Origin of the sequence: Neisseria sp. 83E34 (assembly GCF_001308015.1) — a bacterium.
Lineage (GTDB): Bacteria > Pseudomonadota > Gammaproteobacteria > Burkholderiales > Neisseriaceae > Neisseria.
Genome location: NZ_LGYH01000002.1, coordinates 112,325 through 130,858, shown reverse-complemented (window position 1 = coordinate 130,858; position 18,534 = coordinate 112,325). Strand labels below are relative to the sequence as shown.

21 protein-coding genes and 1 pseudogene are annotated in these 18,534 nt (G+C 45.6%); 6 read left to right on the top strand and 16 right to left on the bottom strand.

The window, feature by feature from the left end:
* Positions 1-22: 22 nt before the first annotated feature.
* From AKG09_RS02885 to AKG09_RS02875, 3 genes are all read left to right on the top strand, one after another.
* Positions 23-907: a polysaccharide deacetylase gene (locus tag AKG09_RS02885; protein ID WP_054617986.1), complete on the top strand. Its 885-nt coding sequence runs from the start codon at positions 23-25 to the stop codon at positions 905-907.
* Between the two features lie 294 nt (positions 908-1,201).
* A complete protein-coding gene (locus AKG09_RS02880; RefSeq protein WP_054618133.1) occupies positions 1,202-1,828 on the top strand; it encodes an FMN-dependent NADH-azoreductase in 627 nt (208 codons plus the stop codon).
* A gap of 101 nt (positions 1,829-1,929) precedes the next feature.
* Positions 1,930-2,229 (top strand): hypothetical protein, encoded by a 300-nt coding sequence (locus AKG09_RS02875; RefSeq protein ID WP_054617985.1) that lies wholly within the window; start codon positions 1,930-1,932, stop codon positions 2,227-2,229.
* A gap of 216 nt (positions 2,230-2,445) precedes the next feature.
* Here AKG09_RS02875 and fabG read toward each other — a convergent pair whose 3' ends face one another.
* Entirely contained in the window at positions 2,446-3,207 is a 762-nt protein-coding gene (gene fabG, locus AKG09_RS02870) for a 3-oxoacyl-ACP reductase FabG (RefSeq protein ID WP_054617984.1), read from the bottom strand.
* A gap of 269 nt (positions 3,208-3,476) precedes the next feature.
* Between fabG and AKG09_RS02865 the strand changes: the two genes are divergently transcribed.
* Positions 3,477-4,439, top strand: coding sequence for a GTP-binding protein (locus AKG09_RS02865; protein ID WP_054617983.1), 963 nt, complete (start codon positions 3,477-3,479; stop codon positions 4,437-4,439).
* Between the two features lie 60 nt (positions 4,440-4,499).
* On the opposite strand, the gene yidD is transcribed toward AKG09_RS02865, so the two are convergent.
* On the bottom strand, positions 4,500-4,940 hold the full coding sequence (yidD, locus tag AKG09_RS11600) for a membrane protein insertion efficiency factor YidD (RefSeq protein WP_082391743.1): 441 nt from the start codon (positions 4,938-4,940) through the stop codon (positions 4,500-4,502).
* A gap of 148 nt (positions 4,941-5,088) precedes the next feature.
* The gene (locus AKG09_RS02860; RefSeq protein ID WP_054617982.1) at positions 5,089-7,005 is read right to left on the bottom strand and encodes a sigma-54-dependent Fis family transcriptional regulator; all 1,917 of its coding nucleotides are present in this window, start codon (positions 7,003-7,005) and stop codon (positions 5,089-5,091) included.
* 228 nt (positions 7,006-7,233) lie between these two features.
* On the opposite strand from AKG09_RS02860, the gene AKG09_RS02855 reads away from it, so the two are divergent.
* Complete coding sequence (locus AKG09_RS02855) at positions 7,234-7,566, top strand: zinc ribbon domain-containing protein YjdM (RefSeq protein WP_054617981.1); 333 nt, start codon at positions 7,234-7,236, stop codon at positions 7,564-7,566.
* 581 nt (positions 7,567-8,147) lie between these two features.
* On the opposite strand, the gene AKG09_RS02850 is transcribed toward AKG09_RS02855, so the two are convergent.
* From AKG09_RS02850 to AKG09_RS02845, 3 genes are read right to left on the bottom strand one after another with little or no spacing between them, the layout of a single operon-like run.
* Positions 8,148-8,741: a hypothetical protein gene (locus AKG09_RS02850; protein WP_054617980.1), complete on the bottom strand. Its 594-nt coding sequence runs from the start codon at positions 8,739-8,741 to the stop codon at positions 8,148-8,150.
* Positions 8,742-8,796: 55 nt separating this feature from the next.
* On the bottom strand, positions 8,797-8,928 hold the full coding sequence (locus AKG09_RS12325) for a hypothetical protein (protein ID WP_255351113.1): 132 nt from the start codon (positions 8,926-8,928) through the stop codon (positions 8,797-8,799).
* 50 nt (positions 8,929-8,978) lie between these two features.
* Positions 8,979-9,572 carry a hypothetical protein gene (locus AKG09_RS02845; RefSeq protein WP_054617979.1) on the bottom strand — a complete coding sequence of 198 codons (594 nt, stop codon included), beginning with the start codon at positions 9,570-9,572 and terminating at the stop codon, positions 8,979-8,981.
* A 184-nt stretch (positions 9,573-9,756) separates the two neighbouring features.
* On the opposite strand from AKG09_RS02845, the pseudogene AKG09_RS11595 reads away from it, so the two are divergent.
* Positions 9,757-10,096, top strand: a pseudogene (locus AKG09_RS11595) (transposase); the annotation flags it as partial.
* A 207-nt stretch (positions 10,097-10,303) separates the two neighbouring features.
* Here AKG09_RS11595 and AKG09_RS02840 read toward each other — a convergent pair.
* The 10 genes from AKG09_RS02840 to AKG09_RS02795 all read right to left on the bottom strand — a co-directional run bounded on the left by AKG09_RS02840 (position 10,304) and on the right by AKG09_RS02795 (position 18,019).
* Positions 10,304-10,900, bottom strand: coding sequence for a hypothetical protein (locus tag AKG09_RS02840; RefSeq protein WP_054617978.1), 597 nt, complete (start codon positions 10,898-10,900; stop codon positions 10,304-10,306).
* Between the two features lie 152 nt (positions 10,901-11,052).
* Positions 11,053-11,478: a F0F1 ATP synthase subunit epsilon gene (locus tag AKG09_RS02835; RefSeq protein WP_009115497.1), complete on the bottom strand. Its 426-nt coding sequence runs from the start codon at positions 11,476-11,478 to the stop codon at positions 11,053-11,055.
* 10 nt (positions 11,479-11,488) lie between these two features.
* Positions 11,489-12,886: a F0F1 ATP synthase subunit beta gene (gene atpD / locus AKG09_RS02830; protein WP_054617977.1), complete on the bottom strand. Its 1,398-nt coding sequence runs from the start codon at positions 12,884-12,886 to the stop codon at positions 11,489-11,491.
* Positions 12,887-12,925: 39 nt separating this feature from the next.
* Positions 12,926-13,801 (bottom strand): F0F1 ATP synthase subunit gamma, encoded by an 876-nt coding sequence (atpG, locus tag AKG09_RS02825; protein ID WP_054617976.1) that lies wholly within the window; start codon positions 13,799-13,801, stop codon positions 12,926-12,928.
* 27 nt (positions 13,802-13,828) lie between these two features.
* Positions 13,829-15,376 (bottom strand): F0F1 ATP synthase subunit alpha, encoded by a 1,548-nt coding sequence (atpA, locus tag AKG09_RS02820; protein WP_054617975.1) that lies wholly within the window; start codon positions 15,374-15,376, stop codon positions 13,829-13,831.
* Between the two features lie 10 nt (positions 15,377-15,386).
* Complete coding sequence (locus AKG09_RS02815) at positions 15,387-15,935, bottom strand: F0F1 ATP synthase subunit delta (protein ID WP_054617974.1); 549 nt, start codon at positions 15,933-15,935, stop codon at positions 15,387-15,389.
* A 4-nt stretch (positions 15,936-15,939) separates the two neighbouring features.
* Entirely contained in the window at positions 15,940-16,410 is a 471-nt protein-coding gene (locus tag AKG09_RS02810; RefSeq protein WP_054617973.1) for a F0F1 ATP synthase subunit B, read from the bottom strand.
* Positions 16,411-16,486: 76 nt separating this feature from the next.
* Positions 16,487-16,720 carry a F0F1 ATP synthase subunit C gene (atpE, locus tag AKG09_RS02805; RefSeq protein ID WP_002642492.1) on the bottom strand — a complete coding sequence of 78 codons (234 nt, stop codon included), beginning with the start codon at positions 16,718-16,720 and terminating at the stop codon, positions 16,487-16,489.
* A gap of 89 nt (positions 16,721-16,809) precedes the next feature.
* Complete coding sequence (atpB, locus tag AKG09_RS02800; protein WP_054617972.1) at positions 16,810-17,676, bottom strand: F0F1 ATP synthase subunit A; 867 nt, start codon at positions 17,674-17,676, stop codon at positions 16,810-16,812.
* A complete protein-coding gene (locus AKG09_RS02795) occupies positions 17,666-18,019 on the bottom strand; it encodes an ATP synthase subunit I (protein ID WP_054617971.1) in 354 nt (117 codons plus the stop codon). The genes atpB and AKG09_RS02795 overlap by 11 nt, the downstream gene beginning before the upstream one ends.
* Positions 18,020-18,534 lie beyond the last annotated feature (515 nt).

Sequence of the window (18,534 nt, the reverse complement as noted above, 5' to 3'; positions counted from 1 at the left end):
CACAACACAAGGAGAAACAACGATGGCAAAGAAAATCTTAGTAGCCTACGGAATTGATGTGGACGCAGTGGCCGGCTGGCTCGGCTCTTACGGCGGCGAAGACAGCCCCGACGATATTTCGCGCGGACTGTTTGCAGGCGAAGTCGGCTCCATCCGCCTGCTGGATTTGTTCGACAAATACAAGCTGAAAACCACCTGGTTTATCCCCGGCCATTCGGTTGAAACCTTCCCCGAGCAAATGAAAGAAGTGGCACGGCGCGGCCACGAAATCGGCATGCACGGTTACAGCCACGAAAACCCGATTGCCATGACCCGCGAGCAGGAAACCGCCGTGCTCGACCGCTCTTTAGAGCTGATTACCGAACTGGCGGGCAAACGCCCCACCGGCTACGTTGCCCCTTGGTGGGAGTTCAGCCCCGTGACCAACGAGCTTTTGCTGGAGCGCGGCATCAAATACGACCACTCGCTTATGCACAATGATTTTCACCCTTACTATGTTCGCGTGGGCGACAGCTGGACCAAAATCGATTATTCCAAACACCCCAGCCACTGGATGAAACCGCTCGTACGCGGCAAAGAAACCCCGCTGGTGGAAATCCCCGCCAACTGGTATCTCGACGACTTGCCGCCGATGATGTTTATCAAAAAATCGCCCAACAGCCACGGCTTCATGAATCCGCGCGACATCGAGCAATTATGGCGCGACCAATTCGATTGGGTGTACCGCGAAAACGATTACGCCGTGTTTACCATGACCATCCACCCCGACGTGTCCGGCCGCCCGCAAGTGCTGCTGATGCACGAGCGCCTGATTGAGCACATCAATAGCCACGAAGGCGTAGAATGGTGCACGTTTGACCAGATTGCCGATGATTTCATCGCCCGCAATCCGCGCGAGTGGAAATGAAGCAAATGCCTGTCTGAAAGTTTATCGTGAACCAACTTAAACATAGAGCGCCCGTCATACTCGGAGCAAAACCGAGTATGACGGTGCGGTTATGATGTAAGCAGTTTGAACCGTATGCACGCAGTTTTCCTGCCCTCTATGCTTTTCAGAGACAGCTTTTAAGGTTTTCGTGAGATTGTGTCGAATGCAAACGGGCATGCAAGCTACTGACAAAAACCGGCAAAACCGGCTTTTATAATGCCTGTCTGAACAGTGCTTGAAAGCCCGCCGCTTCCGAAATTGAACGAGGTATATATGAAAACCCTGATTATCAACGCCCATCCCGACCCGCACTCAACCTTATCTGCCACCAACCAAATGGTGCGCCACCTGCTCGCCAAGCTGCCCGCTGAAGATGTGGAAGTGGTTAATTTGGCCGAAACCGACATTCAGCCGGTGGATAAAGCCGTGCTGGATATGTTTGCCCAAACCCTACTCGGCGAAGAGCAGCTTGATGCGGCGCAAACCCAATTGCTGGCGCGCATAAACGCAGTAACGGCGCAGTTCAAATCAGCGCCGCGTCTGGTTATTGCCCTGCCGCTGTATAACTTCAGCGTCCCCGCACGCCTGAAAGACTGGATAGACAACATCGTTATCCCTAATCAAACGTTCAAATATGAAAACAACATTCTTCAAGGCCTGATGGGCGGGCACAAAGCCTTGATACTGCAAGCCAGCGGCGGCGTGTTCAGCAGCGGCAGTAATGCGCATATGGAATTTACCATTCCCTATCTGAAAGCATTGCTGGGCGAATTCTTAGGCTTTTCAAGCGTGGAAGCCGTACGCGCCGAAGGTACGATGGAAAACATCGGCCTTGAAGCTGCCGTGAAGCAGGCCTGTGCAGATATCGATGCGAAGTTTGAAGCGTTTATGGCAGAGTAAGGTGAAGCCGGTTTCCGAAAACTTTGGATAAAGACGTTTCAAAACCCAATCCGAATGCCAACAAAATAATCAGCAACCCATTGCTAGAAAGGTGCTCCATTATGTGCGGACTATGCGGCATGTTCGGCGAAGAAGCCCACTGGGTCACCCTCCTTGAGAGCAACGGACAAAGCAGCGACAGCGTGCGCCGGCGCCAATTACGGGCGCGTCGCATTGCCATCATCAACCGCCTGCTCGAACCGCACCATATTAAAGTGAGCGACTGGCAAGGCGCGCAATACCAGCTTTGCGGCGCAACGGGCAAAACCGCCTTGGCCGAAAACCTAAGCCAGATTTGGCTGGCGGTGGAAAGCATCAGCGGCAGGCCGTTTGATCCTTTAATTGATAGCGAACCAACTTAAAAAGAAATGCCTGTCTGAAAAGTTTTTCAGACAGGCATTGTGTTACCCGATTTTATAGTCAACCGACTTACATAATAACAACACCGTCATACTCGGGCTTGACCCGAGTATCTCTTAAAGTTACCGGAACTTGGGATACTCGGGTCAAGCCCGAGTATAACGAACGTACTATTTTTAAGTGGATTGACTATAGAAAAGCTTCCGGTATAGCAATGTTTAAAGCAAGGCTTCCGGCGATTCGGGCAGAATCTGGCCGCCGTCAACAATCAGCGTTTGGCCTGTGATATAAGCGGCTTCTTTGCTGGCCAAGAAGCAGGCGGCATAGCCGATGTCTTGCGGCGTACCGAGGGTGTGGGTAGGAATGGCGGCACGCATTTGGTTCAGATAAGTTTCGCCTTGAGCCTGCAAGCCCTCGGTCAGAATATTGCCCGGCATCACAGCATTGATGGTAATGCCGAAGCGTGCGTATTCTAGCGCCGCGCTGCGCATAAAACCAAGCTGCCCGGCTTTACTCGCGCCATAATGGCTCCAACCGGGAAAGCCGGTAACCGGGCCGGTGATGGATGAGGTAATCACAATCCGCCCGTAATGCTTCGGCTGCATCACCCGAATAGCAGCCTGCACGATAAAGAACGTGCCTTTCAGGTTGATGCCGTGTGTTTCATCCCAATCAGTTTCGTTCATGTCGGCTAGGTTTTTTTGCGGGAAAATACCGGTGTTGGAGCACAAAATATCCAATTTGCCGAATTTCTCCACCACCGCCTCCACCGCCTCGCGGCAGCTTTGCTGCGAACGCACATCCAGATATTGGTAATGCGCGCCCAATTCGGCCGCCGCCCGTTCGCCTTGTGTGCGATCGATATCGGCAATCACAATATCCGCTCCAGCCTGCTTCAAAACTTCGGCAATGCCTTTGCCAATGCCTTTGGCCGCGCCGGTAATCAAGGCTACCTGTCCTTGCAGGGAAAACAAACTCATATTAACTCCTCTCTGAAATTGTTAGATTGTTGCAGTGAAAAGATGAAGATGGCTAACGCCGCAGCAGTTTATTAAAACTATCCACAAATATTGGAATAAATTTGGAATAAATATAGTACAGCAAGCTTCTTCCGGCTTTATAAGTGTTTCAAAAAGATTTGACCACAAACAGATAAACCTATGTTAAAACAATATCAATAATTCAATGACATTGAATCGGCCAAAGTGTTTCATCCGAATTTAAGCTTATTCCCAACACAGGTGAACCCATGAACCCAACCCAAAATCCCGTTATCATCCTCACCGGCTTTCTTGGTTCGGGCAAAACCACGATACTGCAAAAAATGTTGGCAGCGGAGCATTACGGCGACACGGCGGTGTTGATTAATGAATTTGGCGAAGTCGGTATCGACCAGCAGCTTGTTGCGCCGATTTCTCCCAATGTGGTGTTGCTTGATTCCGGCTGCCTGTGCTGCCAAATTCGCGGCGAGTTGAAAGATTCACTGGTCGGGCTTTTAGATGCGCGCGCGCAAAAGCAGGTGCCGCCGTTTAAGCGGATTGTGATTGAAACCACGGGTTTGGCCGAGCCGACGCCGATCATCGCCACCATACAGGCCGACCCGCTGCTCACACACCAGCTTAGGGTTGAGCGTACGGTCACTGTGGTAGATGCGGTAAACGGAAATGAAATGGCTCAAAGCGGTAATCAGGTATGGACGCAGCAAGTTTCCGCCGCCGATATTATCCTGATTGCCAAAACCGACCTCGCTCCCGAAGCGGCTGCGCAATTGGAAACCCGTTTTGCCGCTATGCTGCCGGGTGTAACCGTGCTGCGCCACGGCCTTAATGACCCCCTGCCTGATTTCAACGCCCTGCCTGCGGCAACCCATCCGAAAGATGTCGGCTACCGCCCGCAAAATATCACCAGCCACGGCGGCGTGCATTCTTTGGCGTTCAGCATCAGCCAACCGGTTGATTGGACGGCATTCGGCGTGTGGCTTTCCGCCTTGCTGCATGTGCACGGCCGCTCGATTTTGCGGATTAAAGGGATTTTAAATATTGGTGAGGAGTATCCTGTGTTGATTAACGGCGTACAGCACATGATTTACCCGCCGCAGCATTTAAGCGAATGGCCGCACGAACCGCACGATTCGCAGCTGGTCATCATTATGACGGGGCTGGAAGCCGGCCGGGTAGAAGCATCTTTCCGGCGGTATGTTTTGGAAGTATAGGCGCCCGAATATCAAAATGCCTGTCTGAAACCCTAAACCGACTTTCAGACAGGCATAAGTTTAAGCCGCCGTTTTGCTACGCTGCCGTTTTTTCGGCTTGGCTTTTTTCTTCTTTTCATCACTCCGCCAATCGCAGTCGGCGCAATCAAGCAATTCCACAATGCCGCAATATTTTTGTCCGCCGGAGGCGCAACGCTTAACGTCGGCACAATCCACATCACACGCATCAAGCATATCGCAAAATCCTTGCTCTGCGTGAAGATGTGCCTTTCTTTCCTGAAGCTGCCCGGCAGCATAACTGCAATAGGAAAAGCGCTTCTGCAAAACCGCCCACCCCTTAAGCCATCCATAGCGTCGGATCAAACGGTAGCCGACACCCGAGCAGCCGCTACCGCCGTACACACAACGGTAAGCGCAGCCATATGATTTATGCGGGGAAAACCGATGCTGGTAAAACTTGATCACGGCAAGCGCCAGACGGGTAGTGAAAGAAAGACGCATGATTGGGCAATAGACAAAAAAGTGAATAACCGGCAGATGATAAACAATTTGGCGTGAAATTGCTTGCTTCTCTGTCGGATGTCCGCAAAGAAACAATGCCTGTCTGAAAACCAACTTTTCAGACAGGCATTGCTTGTTTCAAGCCAGCTCAATACTCGATACCGTATTTTTTCAAATAGCGGTACACCGTCATCCGGCTCACGCCGATGGCGCGGGCGAAACGGGTAACATTGCCTTCAAAATCAGCCAGCGCGCGGCGCAGGTCGGCTTCGTCGGCCAACGTATGTTTGCCCCATGCTGCAAGCGGACGTTCAGCGTCGGCTTCACAGGCCGGCCGCAAATATTCGGGCAGGTCTGCAGCCTCAATGCTTCCGCCCTGCGCGGAACACAAGGCCACTTCCAACGCGGCGGCCAGTTGGCGCAAATTGCCCGGCCACGGAAAATTACGCAATGTGTGCAAGGCATCGGCTGAAAGCGGCTTAAGCGGCAAGCCGGCTTTTTCGGCTGTGTAGTCCAAAACCGATTGCACGACATAATCGATATCGTCGCGCTCGCGTAATGGCGGCAATGTGGTTTGAATGCCGTTGAGGCGGTAATAAAGATCTTCGCGGAATTTGCCGGCAGCAATGCGCTCCTGCAAATCGTGGTGGGTGGCGCAGATAATACGCACATCCACTTTGCGGGCGCGTACCGAGCCGACAGGCGTAACTTCGCGCTCGGACAACACGCGCAGCAAGCGCGATTGCAGAAACAGGGGCATATCGCCGATTTCATCAAGAAAGAGCGTGCCGCCGTCGGCAGCGCGTATCAACCCGGGCTTACCTTTGCTGCATGCGCCGGTGAAACTGTGCGGCTCATAGCCGTAAAGCTCGCTTTCAATCAGGTTTTCGGGAATAGCGGCGCAGTTAACTGCAATAAAAGGCCTGTCTGAACGGCTGCCGGAAAGATGCACGGCCCGCGCCAGCCATTCTTTGCCGGTGCCGGTTTCACCGTTGATTAAAATCGGCACCTGCGTATCAGCCAACACAGACAAACGCTGCAACATCTGCCGCTGGCTGCTGCCGGGGCCGCACAGCTTGGCCAACTCGGGCGCCAGCTCAGTATCGGCTGTATCGGTTCGTGTTGCGGTCGAGCCGCTTTTAGCAGCAGGCGGATTCACATGTGCGAAAAGCTGTATGTCGTCAATATCAACCAGCGGCGCGCTGTCTTGCCGGCTGTAAACACTGATTAAGTTTGCCCCGAACAGGGTTTCAAAAGCGCAGCCGATCAACTTGGGCTGCTGCAAATGCTTGGCGGCCCATGTGTGAAAGGCATGGGATGCGCCGGAAATATTACCGGCCTGATCAACTGCCAGCAGGTATTCGGGAGAAACGTCGAGAAACACTGGTGAATAACCGATGCGTACCAGCCAGTCGTTTTGATGCGCCCGAATCAAGGCTGCATGCTCCACCAACACGGCAAACTGACGCACCAGCCGCGCCGCCCAATATTGGCTCTGGCGTGCATGTTTCGGGCGGATGGAAGAAACATCAAGTACGGCGCACAAACGGTTTTGTGAATCGTAAACCGGTGCGGCGGAGCAAGTCAGCCCAATGTGGGTGGCATCGAAATGGTCGCCTCGGTGAACAGTGGCGGATTTGCCGGTGGCAAGCACCATGCCTACCGCGCTGGTACCGTTTTCAGGCTCGTTCCACAGTGCGCCCAAATGCAGGCCGCTGCGTTTAAACGTGTCCAGCTCGGCATCGCTACCGTAACGCTCAACCACTACGCCCGCGCTGTCGGCCAGCAACACCACATAATCCATATCGCGAAGCTGCCGCCAAAGTGCATGCAGGCCGTGCCGCGCCAGCGCGGTTAAATCACTGATGGCATCCTGATGTTCGATCAGGCGGCTATGAGGCACAATCAGCGCTTCATTCAGTTTTTCGGGATTCAGGCCATGTTTAAACACACAGCGGCGCCATGACTCAACAATATGCGGCTCAAAGCGTACGGGGTTAACCTCCGTATCTTGCTGCACACACAGCAACACATCGTATATATGGCGGGCTTGTTCGGCTAACATTTCATTTCTCCCTGCTCCATTTATGGAATGCTAATGTAATTTTTATTTATTATTAATTGGTTATAAACAAAAAAACCCGCTTTGCCAACTGCGTTTACAAGTATTTAAATAACCTTATATGAAGTAGGGTTATTACATTATTCAGACAGGCATTCCCCGCCGCCTGCTTCAGTTGCTATATAATCTGCCCACACGATTCCACTCAATCACAATAAGGAAACAAACCACATGACCTACCCAGCTTGCCCTCAATGCGGCTCAAACCTCACCTATCACGACGGCCTGCATCTGGTCTGCCCCGAATGCGCCTACGAATGGGACGAACACGCCGACAATGGCAACGACGACACATTGAGTGTAAAAGATGCCAACGGCACACCGCTGGCCGACGGCGACAGCGTGGTGCTGATTAAAGACTTAAAAGTAAAAGGCAGCTCGCAAGTCATCAAACAAGGTACCAAAGTCAAAAGCATCCGCCTGCAAGAAGGCGACCATAATATCGCCTGCAAAATCGACGGCAGCGCAATGAATTTGAAATCAGAATTTGTAAAAAAAGCATAGCCCTGTAAGCGTGCCACGATAAAATATGCCTGTCTGAAAGTTTTTCAGACAGGCATTATCTTTAACCTATTCGCATTCGCGACCTACTCTTTGTTGCCCCAAAATCTGAACAATCTCTCCGGTTAGCAATTATGTGCCTAACGGAAATTTGAAATCATGCTTATGATTCCTTTTATTTCATCCATTCAATCCCGATATCATGTCGCTCTCAATCCTACCATCTCTCTTGCTCCCGTTTCTTCCCAAGCTTCCCATTTATGTAGCCGGAGACCTTTGCAAAAGTCTCAGATTGGGTTACAAAACAGCATACCCGTACCGATGAGGAAGGTTCTATCAAGAAACTGCACATCACCGCGGCCAATGCCCATGAATGCAAACACCTAAATTTTTATCTTTAATTTACAATAGCGATCTCTATTTGCTTCTCTTTTGAAAAATCCACCTCAAAAAAAATCAACATAAGCTATTTCAACTAATAAAACATAGTTCGAGATATTATTAATACTCATTAAAAACCCCTTTCAAGAATATATTAAAAATTACTTGTACTGCTATCATTTATTTCAAAGTTATCTAAAAAGTTATCTTAAATATTGTTTTTTAAGCTCCCAGTCATCAAATGAATCACAGCCTTGAACCGTTTCAAGCCAAAATTTCAATCCTTCTAAATCATTAGCTATTGCAGGCACTCTTATGCGGACTTCCATAATTTTAAATAAAGCAATCCTGTCTTTTTCATCATAAAAAATGTCGTAATCCGATACTATATGTGGCTTATATTCGCTATAGCTGTAATTAACAATTCTATTATTATATCTATATGATGCTTTATATTTTTTATCTTCAAACACCAATACCCTCCCATCTTTTACTCGTTCCTGGACGGTTTCCAAATCCTGCCGTTCTTGTTCACTGATTTTTGCCCAATATTCTTCAGGCGTAACATAAACGGTAAAACCTGAATTTTTACACCACTCCTGCGCAGTCTGCCGAAGCGTCCAATATTCCATAGCCCAACTAACCATCCAGCCGCCCATCAGCAGCACAAACCCGGCAAACCGGCCTATCCGCCTTCCCAAACCCAGCTTCCAAGTAAGCTTTCCACATAAATAAGCGGCCAAAACCGTCAGACCAATCCAGACTAATAAACCAAACAATACAGCCAATCCCAACATGGATATTCCTATTCCCGTATGTAAATATATTCAGTTGTAATAATTAAAAAGGGGGTTAATGATCTTCTTTATCTTTATTTGCAATAGCGCTCTTTATCTGATCCTCATTTGAAAAATTTACCTCAGAAAAATCGACATAAGCTGTTTCAGCTAATAAAACATAACTTGAGATATTATTAATACTCATTAAAAACCCCTTTCAAGAATATATTAAAAATTACTTGTCGCACTTAGTAGTTATCTTAAATATTGTTTTTTAAGCTCCCATTCATCAAATGAATCACAGCCTTGAACCGTCTCAAGCCAAAATTTCAATCCTTGTAAATTATTAGCTATTGCAGGCACGCCTACGCTGACTTCCATAATTTTAAATAAAGCAACCCTGTCTTTTTCATCATAAAAAATTTGGTAATTCGCTACTATATATGGCTTATATTCGTTATATCTGTAATTAACAATTCTGTTATTGTATCTATATGATGCTTTATATTTTCTATCTTCAAACACCAATACCCTCTCATCTTCTATTGGTTCCTGGACAGTTTCCAAATCCTGCCGTTCTTGTTCACTGATTTTTCCCCACCATTCTTCAGGCGTCACATAAACGGTAAAGCCTGCATTTTTACACCACTCCTGTGCAGTCTGCCGAAGCGTCCAATATTCCATAGCCCAACTAACCATCCAGCCGCCCATCAGCAGCATAAACCCTGCAAACCGGCCTATCCGCCTTCCCAAACCCAGCTTTGAAGTAAGCTTTCCGCACAAATAAGCAGCCAAAACCGTCAGGCCAAGCCAAATTAATAAACCAAACAATACAGCCAATGCCAACATGGATATTCCTATTCCTGTATGCAATATATTCAGTTGTAATAATTAAACGGGGTGTTCATGCCCGCCCAAGCACAACAGGCAACACAATAACATCCTTACAAAATAATTACAAATACAGTATTTAATTTAATTAAATTAAATATTTTTAATAAATATAAAATAATTAAGCGGATTTATTTATAAACTGAGGCCTTTGTTGGAAGGCGTAGCAAAAGGTACGACCGTCTATGCCGATAAAGGCTGCGACAGTGCAGAAAACAGGTAATATCTGGAAGTCAGCGAATTGAGGGGCGGCATTATGCGCAAATCCCACCGCAACCGCTCACTGTCGGAAGCTCAAACCAAACGCAACCGGCATCTCTCGAAAACCCGTTGTAGTGGAACAAAGCTTTGGCACGCTGCACCGTAAATTCCGCTACGCCTAGGCAGCCTACTTTGGTCTTTGCAAAGTGACAGCCCAAAACCACCTGAAAGCAATTTGTTTGAATCTGTTGAAGGTAGCTCAGACAAAGGGGATATATTGAATTAAAAACAGCCGAAATCCTGTGCTCGGACTTCGGCTGTCGGGAAAGAGGTTATTTTGCAAAGGTTTCTATCTATATTATTTTTTAAATCCTTAATCTCTGAAAAATTAACATAACTAACTTCAGCTAATCTAGTGTAATCAGAAATATTTTTAATGCTCATAAAATGCCCCTTAAATAAACAAGCTTAAATAAAATTTGATTATTTTATAAACCCAAGTATTCGTTTAATAATTCCGAATCTCCCAGCTTATAACAATCCGGTATTGTTTCCATCCAAAATTTGAGCCCTTCAAGACTGTTGGCTATTGCAGGTTTACTTACACTGGCTCTAATTGATTTAAATAATACGATTCCGTCTTCTTTATCGAATATTATCCTATAATAAGATGAAACTCTCTTCTTATATGCATGACTTTCATATAAAAATATTCTATCATTAAATTTGTGAGATATTTTATACACTCTATTTTCAAATATTAATTCCTCATTACTTTCCACGCGTTCTTGAACAAGTTTGAAGCTCTTCCATTCTTGGTAACCAAGTCTCCTTCTCCAATCCTCAGGTGTAACATAAACCGTAATACCTGCATCTTTACACATCGTCTGCGCAGTCTGCCGAACCGTCCAATATTCCATAGCCCAACTAACCATCCAGCCACCCATCAGCAGCATAAACCCTGCAAACCGGCCTATCCGTCTTCCCAAACCCAGCTTCGAAGTAAGCTTTCCGCACAAATAAGCAGCCAAAACCGTCAGACCAATCCAGACTGACAAACCAAACAATACAGCTAAACCCAACATGGATATTCCTATTCCGGTATGTAAATATATTAATGTTTCAGGTTAATTCACTAATCATGACTAAATAATAATGCCTGTCTGAAATTTTCAGACAGGCATTAATTTATGCACACTTGACAGGTTCCATAAGCGGAAACCAACAAATAAATCTATTAACGTTTTGTTTGCGAACGTAGGTAATCCAGCGTTTTGAGTTCAGCAATCGCTGCTGCCAAGGCAGCATGTGCTTTAGCCAGCGATTCTTCATCTTTAGCTTCAGAAATACGGGCTTCAGCAGCCTTTTTAGCTTGTTCTGCACGTGCCTGATCCATTTCTGCACTACGCACGGCCACATCAGCTAAAACAGTGATTTTATCAGGCTGAACCTCTAACAAACCGCCCGAAACTGCCACCAACACCTCTTCCGCCTGACCGGGAACTTGCAAACGCAGCGCACCCGGGCGAACTAAACTCATAACCGGCTCGTGTCGCGGATAAATACCAAGCTCACCATTTTGGGTAGGCACTACAACAAAACTGGCCTCTCCTGAAAAAATGTTGTGTTCGTTACTTACCACTTCAACTTGCATGACACTCATGCCGGCCTCCTTAACTTAAGGTTTTACCTTTTTCAACGGCTTCTTCAATACCGCCTACCATATAGAACGCTTGTTCTGGCAAATGGTCATATTCACCGCTCAAAATAGCTTTGAAACCCGCAATTGTGTCGCGCAAGGACACATATTTACCCGGCGAACCTGTAAACACTTCTGCAACGTGGAACGGTTGTGACAAGAAACGTTGAATTTTACGTGCACGCATTACAGTCAGTTTGTCTTCATCAGACAATTCATCCATACCAAGAATCGCGATAATATCACGCAATTCTTTGTATTTTTGCAATGTCGATTGCACGCCACGTGCTACATCATAGTGTTCTTGACCCAATACCATCGGATCCAATTGACGCGAAGTAGAGTCAAGTGGGTCTACGGCAGGGTAAATACCTAATGAAGCAATATCACGGCTCAATACTACGGTTGCATCCAAGTGGGCAAATGTTGTTGCCGGAGACGGGTCAGTCAAGTCATCCGCAGGTACATATACGGCTTGGATAGAAGTAATAGAACCGGTTTGAGTTGAAGTAATACGCTCCTGCAAACGGCCCATTTCTTCAGCCAAAGTCGGTTGATAACCTACCGCTGAAGGCATACGGCCCAACAATGCAGATACCTCTGTACCGGCCAAAGTATAACGATAAATGTTGTCTACAAAGAAAAGTACATCACGGCCTTTACCGTTTTCATCTTTTTCATCACGGAAAAATTCCGCCATAGACAAGCCGGTCAAAGCAACACGTAAACGGTTACCCGGAGGTTCATTCATCTGACCGTAAACCATGGCTACTTTATCCAATACATTGGAATCTTTCATCTCATGGTAAAAGTCATTACCCTCACGAGTACGCTCGCCAACACCCGCAAACACAGACAAACCGCTATGTGCTTTTGCGATGTTATTAATCAGCTCCATCATATTTACGGTTTTACCTACACCGGCACCACCAAACAAGCCTACTTTACCACCTTTGGCAAACGGACAAAGCAAATCAATTACTTTAATACCAGTTTCCAAAATCTCGGTGGCACTAGACAACTCATCGAATTTAGGAGCAGGTTGGTGAATAGCACGAGTCTGTTCGGAACCGATTGGACCTGCTTCATCAACAGGATTGCCCAATACGTCCATAATACGGCCCAGTGTCGCTTTACCTACCGGAACAGTAATCGGAGCACCAGTATTAGCAACCGCCAAACCTCGCTTTAAACCATCCGAACTACCCATTGCAATAGTGCGGACAACTCCATCTCCCAACTGTTGTTGTACTTCCAACGTCAAGTCAGTATCGACTAACTTCAGGGCATCATATACGCGTGGGATAGCATCTCGCGGAAACTCCACGTCAACTACCGCACCGATAATTTGTACGATTTTGCCTTGGCTCATTATCGTATCCTATATTGTTTAGTTGGCAGACTGCACACCTTAAACGGCAGCAGCACCTGCCACAATTTCTGACAATTCTGTGGTAATTGCTGCTTGGCGAGATTTGTTATACACCAAACGCAATTCTTTAATTGCATTACCAGCATTGTCTGTTGCGGCTTTCATCGCCACCATACGGGCAGCTTGTTCTGAAGCCATATTATCGCTTAATGCTTGGTAAACCACAGACTCTAAATAACGGCGGACTAAATATTCCAACACTGCTGACGAGCTCGGCTCATAACGGTAATCCCAATTGTATTTACCGTCTCCCATTTCCTCAAGAACACTTTGACCAATCGGCAAAAGTACTTCCATACGCGGCTCTTGTCGCATCGTATTGATAAAACCTGAATATACAATATGAATTGTATCTAACTCATGTTTTTCATATCGTTGGAAAATCTCTGTTAATGGACCCAACATCATTTCCATCTTAGGTGTATCACCCAAGTTAGTAACGCTGGCAATCACATTTAAGCCGATACGCTGGCACGCAGCCAAACCTTTGCTACCAATACAAACAACATCAACTTCAACACCTTGAGATTGATATTCCTGCACTTGCATTAAGAACTTTTTCAGAATGTTGGCATTTAAACCACCACACAAACCTTTATCAGTGGTAATCAAAATAAAGCCTGCACGCTGTACACTTTTATGCTCTTCTAATAGCTTAATGCCGTGCTCTTTATCGCTAGCTTGAGCCAATCGGCTCATTACAAACCGGACTTTCTCAGCATAAGGTCTAGCCAAACGCATGCGCTCTTGAGTCTTCCGCATTTTAGAGGTTGACACCATCTGCATCGCTTTAGTGATCTTTTGAGTATTCTGAACACTGCGAATTTTGGTGAGAATCTCTTTTCCTACTGCCATTTCAGACTCCTTTCAGTTTCTTTAATCTTACGCTTGATAATTGTAAGAAGATTTGAAGGACTTCATGGCTTGAGTCAGCACTTGTTCACTCTCATCAGACATCGCACCAGATGCATTAATAGCATTCAAAACATCAGGATGCTGAGTGCGCACATAGCTCAAGAATTCTGCCTCAAAAGCTAAAGCTTTAGAAACGGGAACGTCTTCGTAAGAACCATTATTAATAGCCCACAAAGTCAATGCCATTTCTGCGGTATTTAAAGTGCTGAATTGTTTTTGTTTCATCAATTCAGTCACAACCTCACCATGCTGCAGTTGTTTGCGAGTAGCCTCATCTAAATCTGAAGCGAATTGTGAGAACGCTGCCAACTCACGATATTGCGCCAAAGCCAAACGAATACCGCCTCCTAATTTCTTAATAACTTTAGTTTGAGCAGCACCACCCACTCGCGACACCGAAATACCAGCATTGATTGCAGGGCGGATACCGGAGTTAAACAAGTCAGTTTCCAAGAAAATCTGACCATCAGTAATCGAGATTACGTTAGTCGGTACGAATGCGGAAACGTCACCAGCCTGAGTTTCAATAATTGGCAGTGCTGTTAATGAACCCGTCTTGCCTTTTACCTCTCCATTGGTCAACTTTTCTACTTCATCAGCATTAATACGAGCGGCACGCTCTAATAAACGAGAGTGCAAGTAGAATACGTCACCAGGATAAGCTTCACGGCCAGGAGGACGACGCAACAGCAAAGAAATTTGACGATAAGCAACTGCTTGTTTCGACAAATCATCATATACAATCAATGCATCTTCACCACGGTCACGGAAAAATTCACCCATCGTACAACCAGCATACGGTGCAATAAATTGCAGAGCTGCAGCTTCGGAAGCTGTGGCAGCCACGATAATGGTGTGCTCCATTGCACCATGCTCTTCCAATTTACGCACCACGTTGGCAATAGATGAAGCTTTCTGACCAATAGCAACATAAATACAGATAACGCCGTTACCCTTTTGATTAACAATAGCATCCAAAGCAACAGCTGTCTTACCTGTTTGACGGTCACCAATGATCAACTCACGTTGTCCCCTACCAATAGGAACCATTGAGTCAATAGATTTCAAGCCTGTTTGCATTGGCTGGTCTACCGATTGACGGGCAATTACACCCGGAGCAATTTTTTCAATTGGTGCAGTCAGTGTTGTATGGATTGGGCCTTTTCCATCAATAGGCTGACCCAAAGCATTAACTACGCGACCAACCAATTCACGACCAATTGGCACTTCAAGAATGCGGTTAGTGCATTTAACTTCGTCGCCTTCTTTAATATGCTCGTACTCACCTAACACAACGGCGCCGACGGAGTCTCGCTCCAAGTTCATTGCCAAACCAAAAGTGTTACCGGGAAATTCAAGCATTTCACCTTGCATTACATCTGACAAGCCATGTACGCGAACAATACCATCAGTTACAGAAATCACAGTACCTCGTGTGCGTATTTCCTGTTTGGTATTCAGGTTCTCAATTTTGGCTTTCAGCAAATCGCTAATTTCAGCAGGATTAAGCTGCATGAAAACTCTCCTAATTCGTCATTGCCGCATACAGGTTTTTTAATTTCCCCTGCACGGACAGATCTAGTACTTGATCACCCACCTCAATTTTAAGGCCGCCAATCAATTCTGGATCAACCTCAAATTCTGCCTCCAAGCGTGTATTAAAGTGCTGCTCAAGTTCTTTGACAATATTTGCTTTTTGACCTTCGCCAGCAAACTCATATGCACTATAAATAACCGCCTTTTGGGCTTGGTTACGTGATAAAGTCAAATCTTGGTATTGGGTATAAATTTCAGGTAAAACCTGAAGGCGCTTCTCTTCAGCCACAACATAAATAAAGTTTCGAAATGCTTCACTTTTCATAGCTTCAGACTCACTCAACAACCGGGCAAGTTCATCTGCTTTTTGAGTGCTACTCATCTCGGTTTCTTCAATCATTGCGGCAACCGGAGTTTGCTGCACAGACCATGCTAATTCTCTTAGTCCGCCCAACCAAGCTTCAATTTGATTTTTCTCAACTGCCAGCTCAAATAATGCTTTCGCATAAGGTCTGGCAATGGTTGCGAACTCGGCCATAATATTACAGCTCCTGTTTCAGATTGCTTAACAACTGAGCGTGCTGTGCTTCATTTACTTCGCGACGCAAAATTGATTCAGCACCTTTCACAGCCAAGACAGCTACCTGTTCACGCAAAGCTTCGCGTGCGCGATTAGCTTCTTGTTCTACATCAGCTTTAGCTTGTTCTGCAATACGGGCAGCCTCTGCAGAAGCTTGGTTTTTAGCCTCTTCTACAATTTGCGCTGCACGTTTTTCGGCATTGGTTACCATCTCGGTAACTTGGTTACGCCCTTCGGCCAAGAGTTCTGCAACTTTCTTTTCTGCCTGCTCAAAATCACTTTTTCCTCGCTCAGCTGCCGCCAGGCCTTCTGCGATTTTGTCGGCGCGCTCATCTAATGCTTTAGCGATCGGAGGCCACACAAAACGCATGGTAAACCATACCAAACCGATAAATACAAGAATTTGCGCAAATAAGGTTGCATTAATATTCATTACTTAACCTTCGCATTTAGGGTTAATCAAACAAACGGATAAATATCGTTTGTATCGAAACAGTTTTCTGTTTTGATTAGCCTTGGAACGGGTTAACGAAGGCAAACAACAGGGCAATGGCCACACCAATCAGGAAAGCCGCATCAATCAAACCTGCAATCAGGAACAGTTTAGTTTGCAAAGGACCAATCAGTTCAGGCTGACGGGCAGAAGACTCTAAATATTTAGAACCAACCATGGCGATACCGATAGAAGCACCCAAAGCGCCCAAAGCCACGATCAAACCACAAGCGATAGCAATCAAACCCATCTCAAAAACTCCTTAAAATTGAAAGAAAAACTAAAGGTTAAAACAACGTTAAAAAAAACGACTAAACTAAACAACTTGAAAAACTTAAATTAGTGCGCGTCATGCGCCTGGCCAATGTAAACAAAAGCCAAAGCCATGAAAATAAAGGCTTGCAATGTAATAACCAAAATATGGAAAATAGCCCAAATCAAACCTGCAATAAGATGGAAAACAAACATAATCGGGTCTAAAACACCTATGCTACCAGATGCAGCCCATGCACCACCCAATAATGCAATCAGCAAGAAAACCAATTCGCCCGCATACATGTTACCAAACAATCGCATACCGTGCGAAACAGTCTTCGACAAGAATTCAACGATATTCAAGATAAAGTTTGCAGGACCTAGCTTCGGGCCAAATGGTGCACTGAACATTTCATGTAACCAGCCGCCAAAACCTTTAATCTTAATATTGTAAAATATACATATTGCCAATACACCGATAGCCAACGCCAAAGTAGTATTCAAATCTGCTGTAGGCACAACACGTAGCAAGGCATGGTGCTCACCGGTAACGGTTTGCCAAGCTACCGGTAACAAATCTACCGGTAGTAAGTCCATGGCATTCATCATGAAAATCCAAACAAACAAAGTCAAGCCTAATGGCGCAACCAGTTTACGGGACTGCTCATTATGAACAATGCCCTTACACATATCATCGACAAATTCAAACAGAATTTCTACTGCTGCCTGAAAACGTCCAGGAACACCGGCAGTTGCCTTCCGCGCGCCAAGCCACAACAGAAAACTACCGAATATACCTGTTAATACGGCAAAAAATATCGCATCTATATTGATAAATGAAAAATCAGCGATATTTTTCAGGCCTTGCCCTTGGGTCACATCCGACAAACTGGTCAAGCTTTGCAAATGGTGCTTGATGTAGTCGGCAGCGGTCATTGATTCACTTGCCATAACGTTGAACTTTCCAAAATACTAAAAAAACCACATGACTGACTGCCAGCAAACCGAATAAAAACGGAATAAAAACCAGCGTTTGATGCCATATTGCAAACACAATTAACATCATTACCAAAGCCAGTACTATTCTTAAGCCTTCTCCGAGCAAAAACCCATAACCTGCAAATTTCGGGTAGGGATTAAAAAGCCTTAAGACTAATACCGTTACAGAGGAAGGCACCAAGTAACACAAGCCGCCCGCCAAAGCCGACAACGAAGCCGGAACACCGCCTACAACACCTAAAATTGCTGATACGATAAGCAATACGCCTGCTTGCAATATTAAAATCTTACCCATGTTTATCCGCAATTTTGTAGCACGCAGCGGCCATATATTTAACGGCCCTACTATAATAAAGAGCAGTGTGAGCGTCAAGAAATTTGTTAATTTTCGTCAACCTTTTGATGCCTTTTTTTATTAGACGCCAGCTAAGATTTAGCTTCAAAAATCTTTGAAATTTCCTGCTTTTCATCTAGCCCGTATTTCATCTTAATTCCCTTAAAATTACAATAGATTACATTAAAATCGCAATAAAATCTTACAGTATACAAAAAAGATGTCATTTACTCACACATTGCCACATCAATCCAAAACTACAAAAAATAGCTTATTAATTCAATATAAATTTAATTTTTAGTATTAAATTAATTTTTTGGAAAAAATTTAATTCGATATTTCATTTACAGCAAATTATCTCTTAATTCTTTTTAAGAACCAGCCGCAAATTCATGCCATGTTTTTCAAGTAAGAAAAATATCGTTATGCCAATTTTACATTTGAATAAACTAAGAATGCCTGTCTGAAAACAGGCT

Bases quoted from the DNA above. Each gene is read 5' to 3' on its own strand.
- AKG09_RS02810 (WP_054617973.1), bottom strand. From the start codon at position 16,410: ATGAATATTAATGCAACCTTATTTGCGCAAATTCTTGTATTTATCGGT.
- atpE (WP_002642492.1), bottom strand. From the start codon at position 16,720: ATGGGTTTGATTGCTATCGCTTGTGGTTTGATCGTGGCTTTGGGCGCT.
- atpB (WP_054617972.1), bottom strand. From the start codon at position 17,676: ATGGCAAGTGAATCAATGACCGCTGCCGACTACATCAAGCACCATTTG.
- fabG (WP_054617984.1), bottom strand. From the start codon at position 3,207: ATGAGTTTGTTTTCCCTGCAAGGACAGGTAGCCTTGATTACCGGCGCG.
- AKG09_RS02885 (WP_054617986.1), top strand. From the start codon at position 23: ATGGCAAAGAAAATCTTAGTAGCCTACGGAATTGATGTGGACGCAGTG.
- AKG09_RS02815 (WP_054617974.1), bottom strand. From the start codon at position 15,935: ATGGCCGAGTTCGCAACCATTGCCAGACCTTATGCGAAAGCATTATTT.
- atpD (WP_054617977.1), bottom strand. From the start codon at position 12,886: ATGAGCCAAGGCAAAATCGTACAAATTATCGGTGCGGTAGTTGACGTG.
- AKG09_RS02880 (WP_054618133.1), top strand. From the start codon at position 1,202: ATGAAAACCCTGATTATCAACGCCCATCCCGACCCGCACTCAACCTTA.
- AKG09_RS02845 (WP_054617979.1), bottom strand. From the start codon at position 9,572: ATGTTGGCATTGGCTGTATTGTTTGGTTTATTAATTTGGCTTGGCCTG.
- yidD (WP_082391743.1), bottom strand. From the start codon at position 4,940: ATGCGTCTTTCTTTCACTACCCGTCTGGCGCTTGCCGTGATCAAGTTT.
- AKG09_RS02860 (WP_054617982.1), bottom strand. From the start codon at position 7,005: ATGTTAGCCGAACAAGCCCGCCATATATACGATGTGTTGCTGTGTGTG.
- AKG09_RS02795 (WP_054617971.1), bottom strand. From the start codon at position 18,019: ATGGGTAAGATTTTAATATTGCAAGCAGGCGTATTGCTTATCGTATCA.
- atpG (WP_054617976.1), bottom strand. From the start codon at position 13,801: ATGGCAGTAGGAAAAGAGATTCTCACCAAAATTCGCAGTGTTCAGAAT.
- AKG09_RS02850 (WP_054617980.1), bottom strand. From the start codon at position 8,741: ATGTTGGGATTGGCTGTATTGTTTGGTTTATTAGTCTGGATTGGTCTG.
- AKG09_RS02865 (WP_054617983.1), top strand. From the start codon at position 3,477: ATGAACCCAACCCAAAATCCCGTTATCATCCTCACCGGCTTTCTTGGT.
- AKG09_RS02835 (WP_009115497.1), bottom strand. From the start codon at position 11,478: ATGAGTGTCATGCAAGTTGAAGTGGTAAGTAACGAACACAACATTTTT.
- AKG09_RS02840 (WP_054617978.1), bottom strand. From the start codon at position 10,900: ATGTTGGGTTTAGCTGTATTGTTTGGTTTGTCAGTCTGGATTGGTCTG.
- AKG09_RS02875 (WP_054617985.1), top strand. From the start codon at position 1,930: ATGTGCGGACTATGCGGCATGTTCGGCGAAGAAGCCCACTGGGTCACC.
- AKG09_RS12325 (WP_255351113.1), bottom strand. From the start codon at position 8,928: ATGAGTATTAATAATATCTCAAGTTATGTTTTATTAGCTGAAACAGCT.
- atpA (WP_054617975.1), bottom strand. From the start codon at position 15,376: ATGCAGCTTAATCCTGCTGAAATTAGCGATTTGCTGAAAGCCAAAATT.
- AKG09_RS02855 (WP_054617981.1), top strand. From the start codon at position 7,234: ATGACCTACCCAGCTTGCCCTCAATGCGGCTCAAACCTCACCTATCAC.